Here is a 17,101-nt window from a genome sequence, read left to right on the forward strand (position 1 = left end):
CTGGCAGGTTTAGCACATGTCATTGCCCCCCGGATTTATGGATGAACTGCGTACGCGCCTCAGCCTGTCTCAGGTCGTGGGGCGAAAGGTCATGTGGGACCAGCGCAAATCCAATCAAGGCAAGGGTGATATGTGGGCGCCGTGCCCGTTTCACCATGAAAAGACGGCGTCGTTCCATGTGGATGATCAAAAGGGGTTTTACTACTGCTTTGGGTGCCACGCCAAAGGGGATGCGATCAGTTTCGTGAAAGAGACCGAGAATGTCTCGTTCATCGAAGCGGTCGAGATTCTGGCCCGCGAGGCCGGGATGCCGATGCCGCAGCGCGATCCCAAGGCGCAGGAAAAGCAGGACCGCCGGGCGCAACTGGCCGAGGTGATGGAGCAGGCGGTGCAGTTCTTCCGTCTGCAGCTCAAGACCGGGGCCGGGAGTGCGGCGCGCGATTACCTGACCCGCCGGGGGTTGGACGCGCAGGCGCTGGATCGATGGGAGATTGGCTTCGCCCCCGATGGATGGCAGGCTCTGTGGGATCATCTGAGCGGCAAGAATGTGGCCGAGGATCTGATCCTGGGGGCGGGTCTGGCGAAACCGTCGAACAAAGGCAAAAAGCCTTATGATACCTTCCGAAACCGGATCATGTACCCGATCCGCGACCCGCGCGGGCGGTGTATTGCCTTCGGCGGTCGGGCGATGGACCCCAATGACAATGCCAAATACCTGAACTCGCCCGAGACCGAATTGTTCGATAAGGGGCGCAGTCTCTACAACCACGGGCCCGCGCGGCAGGCGGCGGGGAAGGGGCGACCTCTGATCGTGGCCGAAGGCTATATGGATGTGATCGCGCTGGCCGAGGCCGGGTTTGGCGCGTCGGTTGCTCCGCTGGGCACCGCGATTACCGAACATCAACTGCAACTGCTCTGGCGCATATCCGATGAGCCGGTCATTGCATTGGATGGTGACACTGCGGGCTTGCGCGCCGCGATGCGCGCGGTTGATCTGGCCCTGCCGCTGCTTGAGGCAGGGAAATCTCTGCGGTTTGCCCTTATGCCCGAGGGCAAGGACCCCGACGACCTGCTGCGCGCCGAAGGGCCGGGGGCCGTGCAAGCCGTGCTGGAAGGCGCAATTCCCATGGTCAAGCTGCTGTGGCAGCGCGAGACCGAGGGCAAGGTGTTCGACAGTCCCGAGCGCAAAGCGGCGCTGGACAAGGCGCTGCGCGAGAAGATCAAGCTTATCCGCGACCCCTCGATCCGGTCGCATTACGGGCAGGAAATTAAGGACCTGCGCTGGCAGTTATTCCGCCCGCAGCGCCAACAGCAGAACCGCCAATGGCAACCGCGTGGCAAGTGGCAGCCTCAGCCGACGGCGACACCAGGAGCACGCGCGTCCTTCCTGGCCTCGTCCGAAGGTTCGGAAATCCAACTGCGCGAAGCGGCGATTCTGGCCATTGCAGCGCTGAACCCGCAGGTGGTTGTGCAGTTCGAAATCCAGTTGGAAGAGATGGAGTGCCGTGACCCCGACCACGCCGCTCTGCGCCACGCCATCCTGCGCCATGCGATTGATGACCCCGAGAATCTGAAAGACCACATTGCTGAAACTTTGGGGCCCGAAGCCCTTGAAAACCTGCTGGCCCTTCGCCATGTCGCAGTGATCCCTTGTGTGTATAAACCGGGCGATGTCGAAAAGGCCGAAATGACGCTGGCCGAGGAGCTCGCAAAGATCAAAGCTCTCAGGGGGTTGGACGCAGAGATTGCCGAAGCCGAGGAGGAACTGTCTGATCTGGCCGATGAGGCGCTGACATACCGGCTGGCCCAGGCCGCCGAAGAGCGTAACCGCACAAGCCGCAGCCAGAATGAGGACAGGGCGATATTCGACGTGGCCGACAATGGCGCGCGAATCAACCGCGACGAGAAAGACAAGTTCGAGGCAATCATGTCCGGGATCAATTTCGAGCGGAAACGCCGGTAAAGTGGTGTTTTCGTAAGGCACTGGAAAAGAAAAACGGGTAAACGGGTGGCCGAATCACTTCTACGCGCTAATGATTCGGTTCAAACGAATCACCCATCCCTGCAGGAGCATTGAATGGCCGCCAAGGATACCAACGAAGACCGCAAATCCGACGAGCAGGAACAGGAAATCTCGCTGGACATGAGCCAGGCCCAGGTCAAGAAGATGATCGCCGAGGCCCGCGAGAAAGGTTACATCACCTACGACCAGCTCAATCAGGTTTTGCCGCCGGATCAGGTCAGCTCGGAGCAGATCGAAGACGTGATGTCGATGCTGTCCGAGATGGGCATCAACATCATCGAAGATGAAGAGGCCGAGGAAGAAGAAAACAAAGGCTCGACCGAATTAACTACGACGGAAAGCAACCGCGAGGTTGCTTTGGCCGGGGCAGCGACCGAAAAGCTGGACCGCACCGACGACCCTGTGCGCATGTATCTGCGCGAGATGGGCTCGGTCGAACTGCTGAGCCGCGAGGGCGAAATTGCCATCGCCAAACGGATTGAGGCCGGTCGGAACACGATGATCGCAGGTCTGTGCGAAAGCCCGCTGACGTTCCAGGCGATCACCATCTGGCACGACGAATTGCTGTCCGAAGACATTCTGCTGCGCGACGTGATCGATTTGGAGGCCACTTTTGGTAACCAGATGGACGAAGACGGCGATGTCGAGGAACCGGTGGTTGACACCTCGAACGTGCAGGCCGCCAAGCCCGCGAAAGAGGATAACGGCCCCGAACTGGACGCTGACGGCAACCCGCTGAACAACGACGACGATGATGACGATGATGATCAGGCAAATATGTCGCTGGCCGCGATGGAAGCCGCGCTGAAAGATCAGGTCCTGACCACGCTGGAACGCATCTCGACCGACTTCTCGATGCTGTCGGAAATGCAGGACAGCCGGATTTCAGCCACACTGAACGAAGACGGCACCTTCAGCGAGCAGGACGAGGCAACATACCAGAAGTTGCGCGCCGAGATTGTTGAACTGGTGAATGGGCTGCACCTGCATAACAACCGGATCGAAGCGCTGATCGACCAGCTTTACGGTATCAACCGCCGCGTGATGTCGCTGGACAGTTCGATGGTGAAGCTGGCGGATCAGGCACGGATCAACCGCCGTGAGTTTATCGACGCCTATCGCGGGCGCGAGCTGGACCCCAACTGGCTGTCGGATATGGCGGAAAAGCCGGGTCGGGGCTGGCAGATGTTCATTGAGCGCTCGACCGCGAAGGTCGAAGAACTTCGCAACGATATGGCCCAGGTCGGTCAGTATGTCGGTTTGGACATTCCCGAATTCCGCCGCATCGTGCAGCAGGTTCAAAAAGGTGAGAAAGAGGCGCGACAGGCCAAGAAGGAAATGGTCGAGGCCAACCTGCGTCTGGTGATCTCGATCGCCAAGAAATACACCAACCGTGGCCTGCAGTTCCTTGATCTGATCCAGGAAGGGAACATCGGCCTGATGAAGGCGGTGGACAAGTTCGAATACCGCCGCGGTTACAAATTCTCGACCTATGCGACCTGGTGGATTCGTCAGGCGATCACTCGGTCTATCGCGGATCAGGCGCGCACCATTCGTATTCCGGTTCATATGATCGAGACGATCAACAAGCTGGTTCGGACCGGTCGCCAGATGCTGCATGAAATCGGTCGCGAGCCGACGCCGGAAGAACTGGCCGAAAAGCTTCAAATGCCGCTAGAGAAGGTTCGCAAGGTGATGAAAATCGCCAAAGAGCCGATCTCTCTGGAAACACCGATCGGCGACGAGGAAGACAGCCAACTGGGCGATTTCATCGAGGACAAGAATGCAGTGCTGCCTCTGGACAGCGCCATTCAGGAAAACCTCAAAGAGACCACCACACGGGTTCTGGCCTCTCTCACTCCGCGTGAGGAGCGGGTGCTGCGGATGCGCTTTGGCATCGGTATGAACACCGACCATACGCTGGAAGAGGTTGGCCAGCAGTTCAGCGTGACCCGCGAACGTATCCGCCAGATCGAGGCGAAGGCGTTGCGGAAGTTGAAACACCCCAGCAGGTCACGAAAACTGCGATCCTTCCTAGACCAATAAACAAAAAGGCGCCTCAACCAAGGCGCCTTTTTTCATTCAGATGACCGTTCCAGAAAACGCTTTGGCAGGATTTCACAAGTTCTGAGCAGCAGCGGCACTTACCTCACTGTTGTCCACTCATGGGACGGACCGGGGCGAGGCATCTGCGCCGATGACCCCCGGTCTCACCCTTGGGGTGGAGGATCCAATCTGCTGCGGAACGTGCTTGGGGCTTGCCCGGTCCAACGCTTGAAAGCGGTGGAGAAGGCGGGTTGATCGGCATAGCCAAGCGAATAGGCAATCTCGGTCAAGTTCATTCCGTTGGTGATGAAGGTCTGCGCCAGATCGCATCTGAGGTCATCGACGATCTCGCGATAGCTGGTTCCTTCATCCTTTAATCGACGCGCAAAGGTACGGGTGCTAAGACCCAAATTGGCGGCGGCTTCCTCGGCTTGCAGGATTGCACCAGGAAGGGATCTGGTGATCAGCCCTTCGACCTGCGCGCGCAATTTCTGTTTGGGTTGGCGTCTGTCGGCCATGACGCGATCCCCATACTCCAACAGATGCTGACGCAATTTGGGGTCATATGTCGGGACAGGTAAATCTAGCGTTGATAGGGCCAGAATGATCTCGAGCCTCTCGGTTCCGAAAGAGACGGGAAATCCTGCAAGCTTCTGATACTGCGCCTTGTTTTCCCCAACTTCGTGCTGAAAACACATTTCTATCGGGTAAAAATCAATCTGGGTAAGGTCGCGCATACGTGAAAGACCGGCGAACATCAGAAACTCGGTCCGGCGATGAAAACGGGCATAGCTGGCGTCCTTCCACTCGGCCTCGATCGTGGCAAAGTTCCCGGCCACGCGCAGACTGAAGCGCAGGGCGGGATCAATAAGGCCATGATAGCGGGCCGCGTTTTCCAGTACCTGCTTCAGATCGCGAGAGTATTTGCTGACATAGGCCGTCAGGCTCGAGGATGATTTGAAGGCCAGCCCCGCTTGCGCGGCAAACGTCGGATCGCCTAGGGCATCACAGGCATATCTGGTGAACAGAGCTTCGGTTTTTGCGCTGATCCCGCTGTTTAGCGCTTCGACCTCGGGCCGGCTGAGCCCACATTTCTCAAGCAATTTGTTGGCGACAGAATTGTCCGCCGCTTTCTGATCAAGCGTTCGGGTCAATGTCTGAATGCGGGCGATGTCGACGTCCATAGGTTCATCATAGCCTGTTTGCCCAGATTTTGCATCTATGCTGCAACGACCATTGTCCGGTTGTCGAAAAAGCTTGGCGCAAAGTCACAAGCGCTTTTTCTACTAAGGCATTATCTGAGCCTCGTTGCCGGGTTAGAACCTTCTCGGGGATGAGGTCGAGCCCAGTCCGGACACAAAACGGATTGTCAGTGGCTCCCCGGCACACCCGTGTCCAATTGTGTCGCATTGCTCCATTCACGCAACCAGCGCAAAACTGGCGTGAAAAGGGCGACATGCAGCATTTTGATCTGACCAGCGTGACGAAAGACCAGGACGTAATCGTTTTCGACGGCGAATGTGTCCTGTGTGCTGGTTTTTTTTCAGTTCATGCTAAGACACGATAGGCTGGCTCGGTTCAAATTCGTCACGGCGCAGTCGCCGCTGGGGCAGCAGATGTATACCAGCCTTGGCCTGCCAACCGAGGATTTTGAGACCAATCTGGTCATTGTTGATGGCCAGGTGTTCCAACGTCTGGATGCTTTTGCTGCAGCTATGCGGGCTTTGCCAGGTTTGTGGCCGGTTCTTGGGCTGTGCCGCTTTTTGCCAAGAATTATGAAAGACCCGGTCTATTTTGCAGTCGCGCGCAACCGCTACAGGCTATTCGGGCAAAGGCCTAGCTGCCTGATACCAGACGCGGCAATCCACACGCGTTTTCTGCCCGGAGGGTTCTGATTGGACCCGTTCTGGCAAGCCCTGCCAACGCATTCCGATTTGCCTGACGCGCTTCGCGCTCTGCACGAACATCCTGGCAAGTTTTCAGGGCGTTGTTCGGTCGAAGCCGGAACAAGTTGGGTCGTAAGATCAGCGCTATGGCTGGGTAGGTTCCCACCCGTGGCTAGCGACATTGCGATCCGCATCGTGACCCGACAGGACAATGAGACTTGGTTTTGGACGCGAGATTTTGCCGGGCATCTGATGCAATCGTCAATTCGGTTTGATCCAAAGACCATGTTGGTCTGTGAAAAGGCGGGCGTACTGACATTTTGGCTAAAACCGATATGGAACGGCGCAGAACTGAAATTGAAAATTCAGGGCTTGTCTGTTTTCGGGGTGCCATGTCCGGGTGTTTTGGTGCCCAAATCCTCGACTGTCGAATGGCAGGACGCGGCGGGTCGGTTCCGTTTTGACGTTTCGGCCAGATTGCCCGTATTGGGACTGCTCATCCGATATCACGGATGGCTAACGCCGGATCACGCAAGCCCCGACTGAGGCTGAATTGATCGTGAACCGCCTTTGACTGCAAGCAGCGTATACTATTTCCAGTCTTACCTCGTAACAGGAAAGAGTATGATTATGAAACAGGTTATGACATATGCCGCTGTGGCGGCAGTGGTGCTGAGTACGCCGGTCTCAGCGACGGGATTTGCACGACTTGGGTACCAAATCGCGTCCGTAAACAGCAACGTTTACGAAGTGATCCCGCGCGGTCGAACTGATGTGGACGGATATTGGTGCGCCGCTGCGGATTACGCGCGCAGAACATTGGGTGCGGGTTGGAAACAGCCGATCTATGTTGTGCGCGGCTATGGTCCCAGCGAAGCGACCGGTCGTCGTACGGCGGTCCAATTCTCGATCAATCCGCCAGCGGGTGTTAGCACCCCGACCAAGACTGTGTCTGTCGGGTTTGTCGCCGGTCAAAGCAGATCGGTTCAAAGTGCCAATTCGCTATGCTACCGTCGCCAAATCTTTGACGACTAACGGAGTCTAGCGCCGTCTTGCAGACCGAGTTTATTATTTCGACGCGCGGACCGGGTTTGTATGAATTCACCCGCGACGTGTGTAACTGGCTCAACTCGGTCCAAGCAGACGGTCTTTTGACTCTGTTCGTGCGCCATACGTCGTGTTCTCTGGTGATACAGGAGAACGCAGACCCTGAGGTGCAGACGGACATGAATGCTTTTTTTCAACGGCTGGTGCCGCCCTCGAACCATCCATCGATGTCTTACTTGCGGCACACTTATGAGGGCCCAGACGATATGCCTGCGCATATCAAGGCAGCCTTGTTGCCTGTGTCGCTGACTGTCCCGGTGGCGAACGGTCGCCCGGTTTTGGGAACGTGGCAAGGGATCTACGTTTTTGAACATCGCTCCCAGCCGCATACCCGCAAGGTCGCGGCGCATTTTGCTTAGAATCAGGATATTGCGGTAAAATTTTCCGACTACCCAAACCCTAGCGGCTGCCCTATAGTTGTGGATAAGTAAGCCACAGCGCTTACAAAAGAGGCGGATATAGGGACGAGGAGACGGCGGATGCGCTGCCCGTTTTGCGGAAATATTGACACACAGGTGAAAGATTCACGCCCGGCTGAGGATCACGTTGCGATCCGCAGACGTCGCTTTTGCCCGGCATGTGGCGGGCGATTTACCACCTATGAACGGGTCCAGTTGCGCGATCTGGTCGTGATCAAGACAAACGGCAAGCGCGAAGATTTCGACCGCGACAAGCTGGAACGGTCGATCCGTATCTCGATGCAGAAACGGCCCATTGACCCTGAGCGTATCGACCAGATGATCTCGGGCATCGTCCGGCGGTTGGAAAGCATGGGCGAGACGGATATCCCCTCGAACAAAATCGGCGAGATTGTCATGGAAGCGCTGGCACGGATCGACACCGTCGCCTATGTACGCTTTGCAAGCGTATACAAGAATTTCCAGGCGGCCGATGATTTCGAGGAATTTGTCCACGAACTGCGCCCGCCGCAGCCTTCGACGGACGAGTGAGCGACTCAGATAAGCGATATATGGCGCTGGCCCTGTCTTTGGGGCAGCGCGGGCAGGGGATGTGTTGGCCTAACCCGTCTGTGGGCTGTGTACTTGTGCGGGATGGTCGGATTGTCGGGCGCGGCTGGACGCAACCCGGCGGTCGCCCGCATGCTGAAACCGAGGCGCTGAAACAGGCTGGCGACGCGGCTCGCGGTGCGACGGCCTATGTCTCGCTGGAACCATGTGCGCATCATGGCAAGACACCGCCCTGCGCGCAGGCGCTGATTGCTGCGGGCGTTTCGCGCGTGGTCTCACCCATCGAAGACAGTGATCCGCGCGTGGCGGGGCAGGGCTTTGCGATGTTGCGCGACGCGGGGATCGAAGTCACGACCGGTGTCCTCTTAGATCAGGCCGAGCGGGATCACGCGGGCTTTTTCCTGAAGAACGAGCAGGGTCGCCCGTTTGTAACGCTCAAGCTGGCCAGCAGTTTTGACGGCCGTATTGCCACTGCGTCCGGGCACAGCCAGTGGATTACCGGTCCCACGGCGCGCCGAGCCGTCCACGCAATGCGCGCCCGCCACGATGCGGTGATGGTGGGCGCTGGGACCGCACGGGCGGATGACCCCTCACTGACGGTGCGTGATTTGGGGGTCCAGGCGCAACCGGTTCGCGTGGTGGTCTCGCGCCATTTGGACCTTCCCTTATTGGGGCAACTGGCCAGAACGGCCAAGGACATCCCGGTCTGGCTCTGTCACGGACCATCCCCCGACCCCGAGCGGGCAAAAGCGTGGGAGGGGTTGGGCGCGCGTTTGATCCCTTGTGCCTTGCACGATCATCAAATTGATCCCTTGGATTTGGTGCAGCAACTTGGGCAGGCCGGTTTGACCCGTGTCTTTTGTGAGGGCGGCTCGGCTTTGGCTGCGTCTTTGCTCGCGCAGGATCTGGTGGATGAACTGATCGGTTTCAGCGCCGGGTTGACCATCGGGGCCGAGGGGCTGCCCGCGATTGGGGCGCTGGGACTTGAAACGCTGGAGGCCGCGCCCCGGTTTTCTTTGATGGAAACCCGTGCCATCGGGCCGGATATCCTGCACCGCTGGGAAAGATCCCTGCGCTAGCGCCGCCAGAGATGCGCATAGGTCGCAAAGAGCCCTTGTAGTTTCGACAGTGCCCGTAATCCAGGCCGGTCGTTTTGATATCCCTCGGACAGACGTTGAACCGCAACTTCGACGGGGCAGGGCAGGCCGGTCACAGGATCAAGATAGCGCGGGTAGTCTATCAATGCGGCATGGACCAGCCCCAGCATTGACGGGCGCGCGCCGCGCCGCGCGGGAACTGAACCCAGGTCGGTCGTTGATCCCCACCCTGCATAGAATGGCGCGCCCAGAGTGGTCACGGGTATCCCACGCATCAGCGCTTCGAACCCAAGCAACGAAGTTATGGTCCAGACCTCGTGCACCTGCGCCAACAATGAGGCCGGATCGGTATCCGAGACGACGACGTCCGCCAGATCGCGGGCGTCGATATTGCCACTGCGCAGGCCAGCCTCGACATCAGGATGGGGTTTGTAGATCAGCACTGCGTCCGGGTTGGCGGCGCGCACAGCGCGTAGCAAATCTGCGTTGGTGCGGACATCGCTTGCCCCCAGCTGGATCGAGGCGTCATCCTCCACCTGACCTGGAATCAAAATGCGGTGCCCATCGGGTAGGGCGGGGGCGGGGTCGCCCGTGTTGTATTTGCTGATCTGGCCCGAGATGATCTGCGCCACAAGCCGCTCGGCGCGCAGCTCCTGATCCGGGCGCAGGGTTTCGCGCCGGGCGATCAGGCTTTCCAATTGGCTGGGACGGGTTGGATCATAGTAGATTCCCAGATCATCCGTCGCCAGCGACAGAGGGGGCACCAGCCGGGCCCCCAGCCCCCGAGACCGCAGAAATCCATCCTCGACACGCACAACGTGATCCGTCGCCTCGGCTTGATTGGCCCAGACCATATGTGGTTGTTCGCCCGCCGTCGGAATATCCGGGGTGAACCTGACTTTTTTCTCGCGCCCGAACATCTGTTGGATGTGTTTACGTTTCCACAAACGCATCCCCGAGGCGGTCCACCCTCTGTGATCCTGCCGCCATGCGCGGGTCTGCGCTTCGAGCGTGTCCAGAACGGTTTCCAACTGACAGAGCTGATCTCGGAATGGGTCGTACCATGTCGGGTACAAGATCATCGCCGCCGCGAATAGCTGCGGTCGTGTCAAGTTGCGCTGGCGACGGGGCAGGTAGGGCTCGTCCTGCGTCAATCCCCAACCGGCATAGAATGGCAGGCCAAAGACACGCGGTTTGTGCCCGGCCAAAATGGCCTCGAACCCGTATTGCGATGACAGCGTGTAAACGCCAACGGCACCTTCCAGCAGGGTCCAGGGACTGATCGGATCGCTGAACAGTGTGACCCGGTCTGTCTTATCCTGGTCCGAGTAATAGCCGGGGCGGTGGCCTTGGATGGTTTCGGGATGCGTTTTGATCAGGACGCGGGCGCCGGGGTTCTCCTCTTGCGCCATCACCAGCATTTCGCGAAAGCGCGCCAGATCCCCGCCACTGGCCTTGACCGAGGCGTCATCGCGTGCCTGATCAACGACCAAAACATAGCCGGGTTCAGGTGGTTTGATGTCCGGGTGATAGGCCGAGTATTTGCCAAGATGTCCGTCACGCAAACGATCGATCCCGCTACGGGCTTGGTTCAGAAGGGCGGTGTCGTCCAGCGGGTGAGTGGCCAGAAGTGTCTCAAGCTCAGAGGGTAGCGACGGGTCGAAATGCAGGCCCGACCGGTCCAGCAACAGACCCATAGGGGCTTCTCCGCTTCGACCGGGATGAAGAGAGCGCAGAAAGGCATCTTCGACATGCAGGATGGGTGCGTCATACCTTTCTGCCACCCATCGGCCACGATGCGCGGTGGGGCTGTCGCCCCAGACACCCACCAAGTCGCCGTCTTTCGGCAGGCCGAGGCGGATGTCGTAACCTGCAAGCGTCAGGATTCGGCGGATGCGGCGTTGGGTCAGAAACCCGCCGTTGTAGACAAGCAGTCGGGTCCGACTGTCCCCGGCTGTTGTGCCGGAATACATCAGCCGCCTGTCAGCGTTGTGACATTTGCCAGCGGTGTCAGGCCGCCCGCGATCAGCGAGATGGACTTGCTCCACTGTGAGTAGGGGGCTTCGGTGACATAGATCGTGTCATCATCGCGGATGACGAAATCGCGCGCGATGAACAGCCCGTTGGGTGCGGTGAGGTTCAAAAGGTAGATCATGCGCTGATCCCCTTGCAGATCAGGCTGCCCCATGACCGCACGTGCGATTTCTTCGCGTTCCTTGCGCAGCACGAAAATACCGGTTGGGTCTGAGGACAGAGATTGTAAGCCGCCAACCTGGGCCAAAGCCTCTAGGGCGGAAAGGTCCTGACTGTCAAAGGCTACCCGCGATTGCCCGCCGGTGGCGCCAAGCGCCACGTAAGAGCGGGTGTCCGCCTCAATCAAGATGCGATCTCCGGCGCGTAGCGCGACGTCCAGTTTGGGATCACTGAACAAGTCGTTGTACCAGACCGTCCCCCGCTGATCGCCGCGTATTAGTGTGACCAGAGCGATATCGGAACCGACCGAAACACCACCAGCCCGTGACAGCATCCCACTGAGCGTTCGGGTCGGGCGTTCGATCGGGTAGATGCCCGGAGACGCCACACCGCCAACCAAAGATACGGTTGACCCATCCCCCGCAGCGCGGCGTACTTCGACTTGCGGATCAGGGGTTTGCTCGCGCAGCTTGTCGGTGATGACGATGCGCAATTGTTCCGGAGTGTTGCCCGCTGCGCGGACCCGCCCAGCATATGGGACAAAGATGAAGCCCTCGCTATCGACCTGCACTTCGTTCAGGGATGTGGCCGCGCCCGCCTGAACCGACAAAAGGCCGTTGTCGACGTTTTCCCAAATCGACAGACCGAGAACATCGCCGGGGCGCACCGTGTCTGCCGTCAGATTTGGCGCGCTGCGAAAGGCTGCTGAGAACCCGAATTGTGGGATGGCCGATGTTTCCTTGGTGACGCGGTCATCCACCTCGACGACAAAAGCGTTGCCTCCATTCGCGGTGGAGCCCGCTAATATTTCGGATTTATTAGGACCAGATTTGGGAAGCTGGCACGCCGCCAGCAGACCTAAAGCGGCCACAAGGGAGACCCCCCGTACCCAGCGGATGGGAAAGCACTGCACTGCCGAATATCCTCAGTCTTTTTTGTTTGTGTCAGGCTAACCGGTTCGCCGCACGACTTCCAGTCTCAACCCGTTCGAGTCCTTGCACGATTTTCAACTGTGGCCTCTCGGTCTCGTTCAGCAGGGTTTGGTAGGGATCATATTGGTTCAGCATCAAATCCGCCGCACGGCGTAGCAGCTGCCGACGCCCTCGCACCGAGTAGAAACCACCCGGAATTTGGCTGGTCTTCAGCAAAAACCGGCGATAACTCCGGTAGGCGTCCAGATCGGGCCGGGTGGGATTGGCAAAAAACGCCTCAAGCGGTTGTTGCGAGACGAATTCCGCCTTGTCATAGACCGACCGTCCAAAAATGCGCAGCGGTATGCCGCGCCAAAGCACCTGCTGTCCTGCTGTCGAGTTGATCGTCACGGCCGAGCTGGCCTCATCCAACAGACGGGCCAATTTGCCGCCGGGGACATAGTGCACCCTGTCGGCAACCCCAAAAGAGCGGGCCAGATCGCGTGTGCGTTGTCGCAAAGGCTCTCGATGATTTTCCAGAGGATGTTCCTTGACCACCAGTTGGTGATGCCGGGGTGCACCTCCGGCAAAACCGCGAATGACATGTTCCAGAAACTCGCTCATTCCCTTGAAATCCGAATGCGCCTGTACCGAGCTGTCATGCCCAAGTTGCAGCAACGCCAGATGGTAGGGCTGCCCTGTCCGGCGCACGCGTTGGGTGGCCCAAAAGCGTTGTAGCCTGTGGAAGGGCATCAGCATGAAGCGTTTGAAATAAAGCAGAAACTCCCGTGAGACGGGTAATTCCCGGTGACGGCGGAAATTACGGTAGCGTTGGTTCAGAAACAGGACGAACCAATGATATAGCGCACCATAGAAAATATGCTCATGCATGTCGCCCCAATGGGCAGGCGGAGGCGATGTCTGAGTGTCAGTCTGTTCCAACGCATCCTGCATCTGCGTGATATCCATGGACATAAGCCGCGAGTTCCCATTCGAGCCCGCCCTTTCGTACGTCACCCACCAGGGGCGCAGATACCCTTCTTCGAACACATGCACTGTCAGCCCGTTTTCTTGCGCGATTTCGGCAGCCTGCGCGTGGATCGGCCGCGTGTCGCCATAAAGCACCAGATCTGTGACGCCGCGATCCGCGATCAGTTGGGTGAATGTGTCCGGCCAATCTTCGGGCCTGCCGCGAAATGGGGCATAGCTGACCCGGTCGAACCAAAAGGCTCGGTCGCCAGCGTTGAACCCCACGCGCCACACCGTCGCCCCTGTTTTGCGCAAAATCCGCCCCAGCGCGTTGAAGAACGGGCCGTGCGGTCCTTGCAGGAACAGAAAGACGCGTTGATCCGCGTCTGTGGTGATTGGTGGCATGAGGACTGCTCGTGTGGTTTTATGGCTAAATTTATGCCCGTTTCCATCATTCCCGGCAAGGCAGGGCTTGCCCGCCATGGCGGTTACGCTTACCTCGACTGGGACTACGGGTCATAGGTTAGCAAACCAAGGGTAAAGAAAATGTTCACTGGGATCGTCACAGATATAGGAACCATTACCGAGTTAGATCAGCAGGGCGATTTGCGGGCGCGCATTCAGACGGGCTATGACACCGCTGGGATTGATATCGGCGCATCCATTGCCAGTGACGGCGTGTGCCTGACTGTAATCGCGCTGGGCGACGACTGGTACGATGTCCAGATCAGCGCCGAGACCGTGTCGAAGACCAATCTGGATGGCTGGAAACTCGGGAAACGCGTCAACCTTGAACGCGCCTTGAAAGTTGGCGATGAACTCGGCGGGCATATCGTATCCGGCCATGTGGATGGCGTGGCCGAAATTGTGGCCATGCAGGACGAAGGTGACAGTACGCGTGTCACCCTGCGCGCTCCCAAGGACTTGGCGTGGTTCATCGCGCCGAAAGGATCTGTTGCGCTGAACGGGACGTCCTTGACCGTCAATGACGTGGACGGATGTGACTTTGGCATCAACTTCATCCCTCATACCAAAGAGGTGACAACCTGGGGCGATGTTGCGGTCGGAGACAAGGTGAACCTTGAGATCGACACGCTGGCTCGTTACGTCGCGCGTCTGGCCGAAATGTCCTGAGTTAAACGCCGCGTTCTGACCGGTTCGGGACGTTTGCAGACTGGCCTTTGCGCGCGGGGTGGTCTATCCACCCGTGCAAACATGCTCTGCGAAAGGCTGCCCAATGAGCTTTGAAACCCCCGGACCCGTCGAGGCGCAACTGCGCGACGCGATCAGCCCGATTGAAGAGATCATCGAAGAGGCGCGCAAAGGTCGGATGTATATTCTGGTCGACCACGAAGACCGTGAGAATGAAGGCGATCTGGTCATCGCGGCCGAGTTCGCGGATGCCGAGGCGATCAACTTCATGGCCACCCATGGGCGCGGCCTGATCTGCCTGCCGATGACCGCAGAACGTGTGGAGGCGCTGGGCCTACCGATGATGGCGGTGAACAATTCCTCGCGTCATGAAACCGCGTTCACCGTGTCCATCGAGGCACGCGAAGGTGTGTCGACCGGAATTTCCGCCACTGACCGGGCGCTGACCGTGGCGACGGCGATCAACGAGCAGAACACCATGGCGGCCATCGCGACCCCCGGCCATGTGTTTCCCCTACGCGCCAAGCGGGGCGGGGTGCTGGTGCGTGCGGGCCATACCGAGGCCGCCGTGGATATCTCGCGCTTGGCTGGGCTGAATCCTTCGGGCGTGATCTGCGAGATCATGAAGCCCGACGGCACAATGGCGCGTCTGCCCGATCTGGTGGAATTCGCACAAACCCATGACATGAAAATCGGTACGATCAGCGACCTGATCACCTACCGATCCCGCAATGACAATCTGGTGGTCGAGACGTCGCGTGAAACCGTCAATTCGGAATATGGTGGCGAATGGGAGATGCGGCTGTTCACTGACCAGCTTCATGGCATCGAACATGTGGTCATGATCAAAGGCGACATCACCACGCCCGAGCCCGTTCTGACCCGCACCCATGCTTTGCACGAAGCGCCGGATATCTTGGGCCTCGGGCCTAAATCTTCGCGCGAACTGCCGCGTGCGATGGAGAAGATCGCCGAAGAGGGGCGCGGCGTCGTCTGTCTGTTCCGCCAACCGCGCAACTCGCTTTACGCGGTCGAGGATGAAGGTCCTCGGACCATCAAACAAACAGGACTGGGGTCTCAGATCCTGTCCAAATTGGGCATTCACGAGCTGGTGCTGCTGACTGACTCGCCCGAAACCGTATATCTGGGGCTCGACGCGTTTGGCCTGTCCATCGTCGGCACCCGCTCAATCCTCAAGGAAGACTGATCGTGGCTGAACAAGACAAACACGGCGTCCTGCCGACCCCGACCTTCGACAAGCCGGTGAAGCTGCTGCTGGTGGTGGCCCCGTTCTACCGCGCTATCGCGGACAATATGGTCGCCGGTGCGAAAGCAGAGATCGAGGCCGCAGGCGGCACCTGTGAAGTGGTCGAAGTGCCCGGCGCGCTGGAAATCCCGACCGCCATCGCAATGGCCGACCGTCAGTGCGATTTCGACGGCTATGTTGCGCTGGGCTGCGTAATTCGCGGCGAGACTACGCACTATGAAACTGTCTGTAACGACTCAAGTCGTGCCATCCAACTGATGGGTCTTCAGGGCTTGCTTATTGGTAACGGTATCCTGACGGTTGAGAATGACGAACAGGCTGAGGTCCGCGCCAATCCAGAAAAGATGAATAAAGGGGGCGGGGCAGCCGCTGCGGCCTTGCATCTGATCGCGCTCAGCCGTAAGTGGGGCTCTTCCAAAAAGGGCGTGGGCTTCAAGCCGCCGTCCGAGTCCATCCTTGTGGCGGGCGACAGCAACGGATCCACGACAGCATGACCCAGACAGACGCGCCGAAACCGGCCAACCAGCACCGCCTGATGAAATCCGCCGCCCGGCTTTACGCCGTGCAGGCGCTGTTCCAGATGGAGCAGTCAGGCCAGACGACCGAAGCAGTCGTGACCGAGTTTCTGGATCACCGGTTTGGTGCCGTTTATGAGGGGGAAGAGATGCTGGACGGCGATATCCGCCTGTTCCGCAAACTGGTCGAGGACGCCGTGAACTATCAGGCCCCCATCGACCAGATGACCGACCGCGCGCTGGTGGCCAAATGGCCCATCGCACGTATCGACCCGACCTTGCGCGCCGCTTTCCGCGCTGCCGGGGCCGAACTGACCCAAGGCGACACGCCCCCCAAAGTGGTCATCACCGAATTCGTCGACGTGGCCCGCGCCTTTTTCCCCAAAGGCAAAGAGCCGAAATTCGTGAACGCTGTACTGGACCACATGGCGCGCGAGGCTCAGCCCGAGGCGTTCTGACGCCTTTACTCAGAGCATTCGAAGGCTACGCTTGTGACCAAACAAGGAGTGCCGCTATGCCCAAGCTCATCCGTCTTTATATCACTCAGGTTATCTGGGGATTTGTGATCTCGGCCGTATTTGTCGGCGTGCTGTTGGCTGTGAACGTGGCCAATCTGCGCGGGTTGATTTGGGGTTCGGATGTTGGGTTGGTGGCACTCGTCATGATCTGGTTCATGAACGGCATCGTTTTTGCAGGTGTCCAGTTCGCCTACAAGATCATGAGCATGGCGGAAAGGCCGGGTGGTCCGCGCCGTGGATCACCCGTCGTTAATGTGTTCAAACCTGTGCTGGCCAAGCAAGGCTCACGCGCAGAGCGCTGATAATTTTAGAAAAATGTGGCGGGACCACCAGTCAACCGTGCGGTGTGATTCCCGAGGACCTGTATGTACAGGTGGGCGCCAGGTAATCAGGCCAGGACCTGAACAGAGCCAGCCCCCTCGGAATTGCTTAAGGCCACCAGAATGCTA

The 17,101-nt window shown here is 58.7% G+C and carries 17 protein-coding genes; 13 read left to right on the plus strand and 4 right to left on the minus strand.

Annotated features, from left to right (window positions below; all coding sequences use genetic code 11):
* The first annotated feature begins 16 nt into the window (after positions 1 to 16).
* Together dnaG and rpoD are read left to right on the plus strand one after the other, a co-directional pair.
* A complete protein-coding gene (gene dnaG, locus ACR0DB_RS06545) occupies positions 17 to 1,963 on the plus strand; it encodes a DNA primase (RefSeq protein WP_480549607.1) in 1,947 nt (648 codons plus the stop codon).
* A gap of 114 nt (positions 1,964 to 2,077) precedes the next feature.
* The gene (gene rpoD, locus ACR0DB_RS06550) at positions 2,078 to 4,069 is read left to right on the plus strand and encodes an RNA polymerase sigma factor RpoD (RefSeq protein ID WP_480549609.1); all 1,992 of its coding nucleotides are present in this window, start codon (positions 2,078 to 2,080) and stop codon (positions 4,067 to 4,069) included.
* A gap of 164 nt (positions 4,070 to 4,233) precedes the next feature.
* Here the strand turns inward: rpoD and ACR0DB_RS06555 are convergent, their stop codons facing one another.
* A complete protein-coding gene (locus ACR0DB_RS06555) occupies positions 4,234 to 5,253 on the minus strand; it encodes a helix-turn-helix domain-containing protein (protein WP_170769342.1) in 1,020 nt (339 codons plus the stop codon).
* Positions 5,254 to 5,619: 366 nt separating this feature from the next.
* Between ACR0DB_RS06555 and ACR0DB_RS06560 the strand changes: the two genes are divergently transcribed.
* From ACR0DB_RS06560 to ribD, 6 genes are all read left to right on the plus strand, one after another.
* Complete coding sequence (locus ACR0DB_RS06560; RefSeq protein ID WP_480549611.1) at positions 5,620 to 5,964, plus strand: thiol-disulfide oxidoreductase DCC family protein; 345 nt, start codon at positions 5,620 to 5,622, stop codon at positions 5,962 to 5,964.
* Between the two features lie 39 nt (positions 5,965 to 6,003).
* Entirely contained in the window at positions 6,004 to 6,501 is a 498-nt protein-coding gene (locus tag ACR0DB_RS06565; protein WP_480549968.1) for a DUF4166 domain-containing protein, read from the plus strand.
* An 84-nt stretch (positions 6,502 to 6,585) separates the two neighbouring features.
* Positions 6,586 to 6,990, plus strand: a complete 405-nt coding sequence (locus ACR0DB_RS06570; RefSeq protein ID WP_170784317.1) for a hypothetical protein — start codon at positions 6,586 to 6,588, stop codon at positions 6,988 to 6,990.
* A 17-nt stretch (positions 6,991 to 7,007) separates the two neighbouring features.
* On the plus strand, positions 7,008 to 7,421 hold the full coding sequence (locus tag ACR0DB_RS06575) for a secondary thiamine-phosphate synthase enzyme YjbQ (protein ID WP_170788424.1): 414 nt from the start codon (positions 7,008 to 7,010) through the stop codon (positions 7,419 to 7,421).
* Positions 7,422 to 7,541: 120 nt separating this feature from the next.
* Positions 7,542 to 8,012 carry a transcriptional regulator NrdR gene (gene nrdR, locus ACR0DB_RS06580; protein WP_008756450.1) on the plus strand — a complete coding sequence of 157 codons (471 nt, stop codon included), beginning with the start codon at positions 7,542 to 7,544 and terminating at the stop codon, positions 8,010 to 8,012.
* The gene (gene ribD, locus ACR0DB_RS06585) at positions 8,009 to 9,109 is read left to right on the plus strand and encodes a bifunctional diaminohydroxyphosphoribosylaminopyrimidine deaminase/5-amino-6-(5-phosphoribosylamino)uracil reductase RibD (RefSeq protein ID WP_480549613.1); all 1,101 of its coding nucleotides are present in this window, start codon (positions 8,009 to 8,011) and stop codon (positions 9,107 to 9,109) included. The genes nrdR and ribD overlap by 4 nt, the downstream gene beginning before the upstream one ends.
* Here the strand turns inward: ribD and ACR0DB_RS06590 are convergent.
* Genes ACR0DB_RS06590 through ACR0DB_RS06600 form a run of 3 tightly spaced genes read right to left on the minus strand, consistent with a single transcriptional unit; the run spans position 9,106 to position 13,605 of the window.
* Positions 9,106 to 11,100 (minus strand): capsular polysaccharide biosynthesis protein, encoded by a 1,995-nt coding sequence (locus ACR0DB_RS06590; RefSeq protein WP_480549615.1) that lies wholly within the window; start codon positions 11,098 to 11,100, stop codon positions 9,106 to 9,108. The genes ribD and ACR0DB_RS06590 overlap by 4 nt on opposite strands.
* Complete coding sequence (locus tag ACR0DB_RS06595) at positions 11,100 to 12,233, minus strand: polysaccharide biosynthesis/export family protein (RefSeq protein ID WP_480549617.1); 1,134 nt, start codon at positions 12,231 to 12,233, stop codon at positions 11,100 to 11,102. Before ACR0DB_RS06595 ends, ACR0DB_RS06590 begins: the two co-directional genes overlap by 1 nt.
* 31 nt (positions 12,234 to 12,264) lie before the next feature.
* Positions 12,265 to 13,605 (minus strand): capsule biosynthesis protein, encoded by a 1,341-nt coding sequence (locus tag ACR0DB_RS06600; protein ID WP_480549619.1) that lies wholly within the window; start codon positions 13,603 to 13,605, stop codon positions 12,265 to 12,267.
* A 141-nt stretch (positions 13,606 to 13,746) separates the two neighbouring features.
* On the opposite strand from ACR0DB_RS06600, the gene ACR0DB_RS06605 reads away from it, so the two are divergent.
* The 5 genes from ACR0DB_RS06605 to ACR0DB_RS06625 all read left to right on the plus strand — a co-directional run bounded on the left by ACR0DB_RS06605 (position 13,747) and on the right by ACR0DB_RS06625 (position 16,954).
* Complete coding sequence (locus tag ACR0DB_RS06605) at positions 13,747 to 14,334, plus strand: riboflavin synthase (RefSeq protein ID WP_480549621.1); 588 nt, start codon at positions 13,747 to 13,749, stop codon at positions 14,332 to 14,334.
* Between the two features lie 103 nt (positions 14,335 to 14,437).
* A complete protein-coding gene (ribB, locus tag ACR0DB_RS06610) occupies positions 14,438 to 15,559 on the plus strand; it encodes a 3,4-dihydroxy-2-butanone-4-phosphate synthase (protein WP_480549623.1) in 1,122 nt (373 codons plus the stop codon).
* A gap of 2 nt (positions 15,560 to 15,561) precedes the next feature.
* On the plus strand, positions 15,562 to 16,113 hold the full coding sequence (locus ACR0DB_RS06615) for a 6,7-dimethyl-8-ribityllumazine synthase (RefSeq protein WP_170769351.1): 552 nt from the start codon (positions 15,562 to 15,564) through the stop codon (positions 16,111 to 16,113).
* Positions 16,110 to 16,592 (plus strand): transcription antitermination factor NusB, encoded by a 483-nt coding sequence (gene nusB, locus ACR0DB_RS06620; protein WP_480549625.1) that lies wholly within the window; start codon positions 16,110 to 16,112, stop codon positions 16,590 to 16,592. The genes ACR0DB_RS06615 and nusB overlap by 4 nt, the downstream gene beginning before the upstream one ends.
* 56 nt (positions 16,593 to 16,648) lie before the next feature.
* Positions 16,649 to 16,954 (plus strand): hypothetical protein, encoded by a 306-nt coding sequence (locus ACR0DB_RS06625; RefSeq protein WP_170352750.1) that lies wholly within the window; start codon positions 16,649 to 16,651, stop codon positions 16,952 to 16,954.
* Positions 16,955 to 17,101 lie beyond the last annotated feature (147 nt).

The organism is Ruegeria sp. AB6, assembly GCF_056542685.1.

Bases quoted from the DNA above. Each gene is read 5' to 3' on its own strand.
- dnaG (WP_480549607.1), top strand. From the start codon at position 17: ATGTCATTGCCCCCCGGATTTATGGATGAACTGCGTACGCGCCTCAGC.
- rpoD (WP_480549609.1), top strand. From the start codon at position 2,078: ATGGCCGCCAAGGATACCAACGAAGACCGCAAATCCGACGAGCAGGAA.
- ACR0DB_RS06555 (WP_170769342.1), bottom strand. From the start codon at position 5,253: ATGGACGTCGACATCGCCCGCATTCAGACATTGACCCGAACGCTTGAT.
- ACR0DB_RS06560 (WP_480549611.1), top strand. From the start codon at position 5,620: ATGCTAAGACACGATAGGCTGGCTCGGTTCAAATTCGTCACGGCGCAG.
- ACR0DB_RS06570 (WP_170784317.1), top strand. From the start codon at position 6,586: ATGAAACAGGTTATGACATATGCCGCTGTGGCGGCAGTGGTGCTGAGT.
- nrdR (WP_008756450.1), top strand. From the start codon at position 7,542: ATGCGCTGCCCGTTTTGCGGAAATATTGACACACAGGTGAAAGATTCA.
- ACR0DB_RS06590 (WP_480549615.1), bottom strand. From the start codon at position 11,100: ATGTATTCCGGCACAACAGCCGGGGACAGTCGGACCCGACTGCTTGTC.
- ACR0DB_RS06600 (WP_480549619.1), bottom strand. From the start codon at position 13,605: ATGCCACCAATCACCACAGACGCGGATCAACGCGTCTTTCTGTTCCTG.
- ACR0DB_RS06605 (WP_480549621.1), top strand. From the start codon at position 13,747: ATGTTCACTGGGATCGTCACAGATATAGGAACCATTACCGAGTTAGAT.
- ribB (WP_480549623.1), top strand. From the start codon at position 14,438: ATGAGCTTTGAAACCCCCGGACCCGTCGAGGCGCAACTGCGCGACGCG.
- nusB (WP_480549625.1), top strand. From the start codon at position 16,110: ATGACCCAGACAGACGCGCCGAAACCGGCCAACCAGCACCGCCTGATG.
- ACR0DB_RS06625 (WP_170352750.1), top strand. From the start codon at position 16,649: ATGCCCAAGCTCATCCGTCTTTATATCACTCAGGTTATCTGGGGATTT.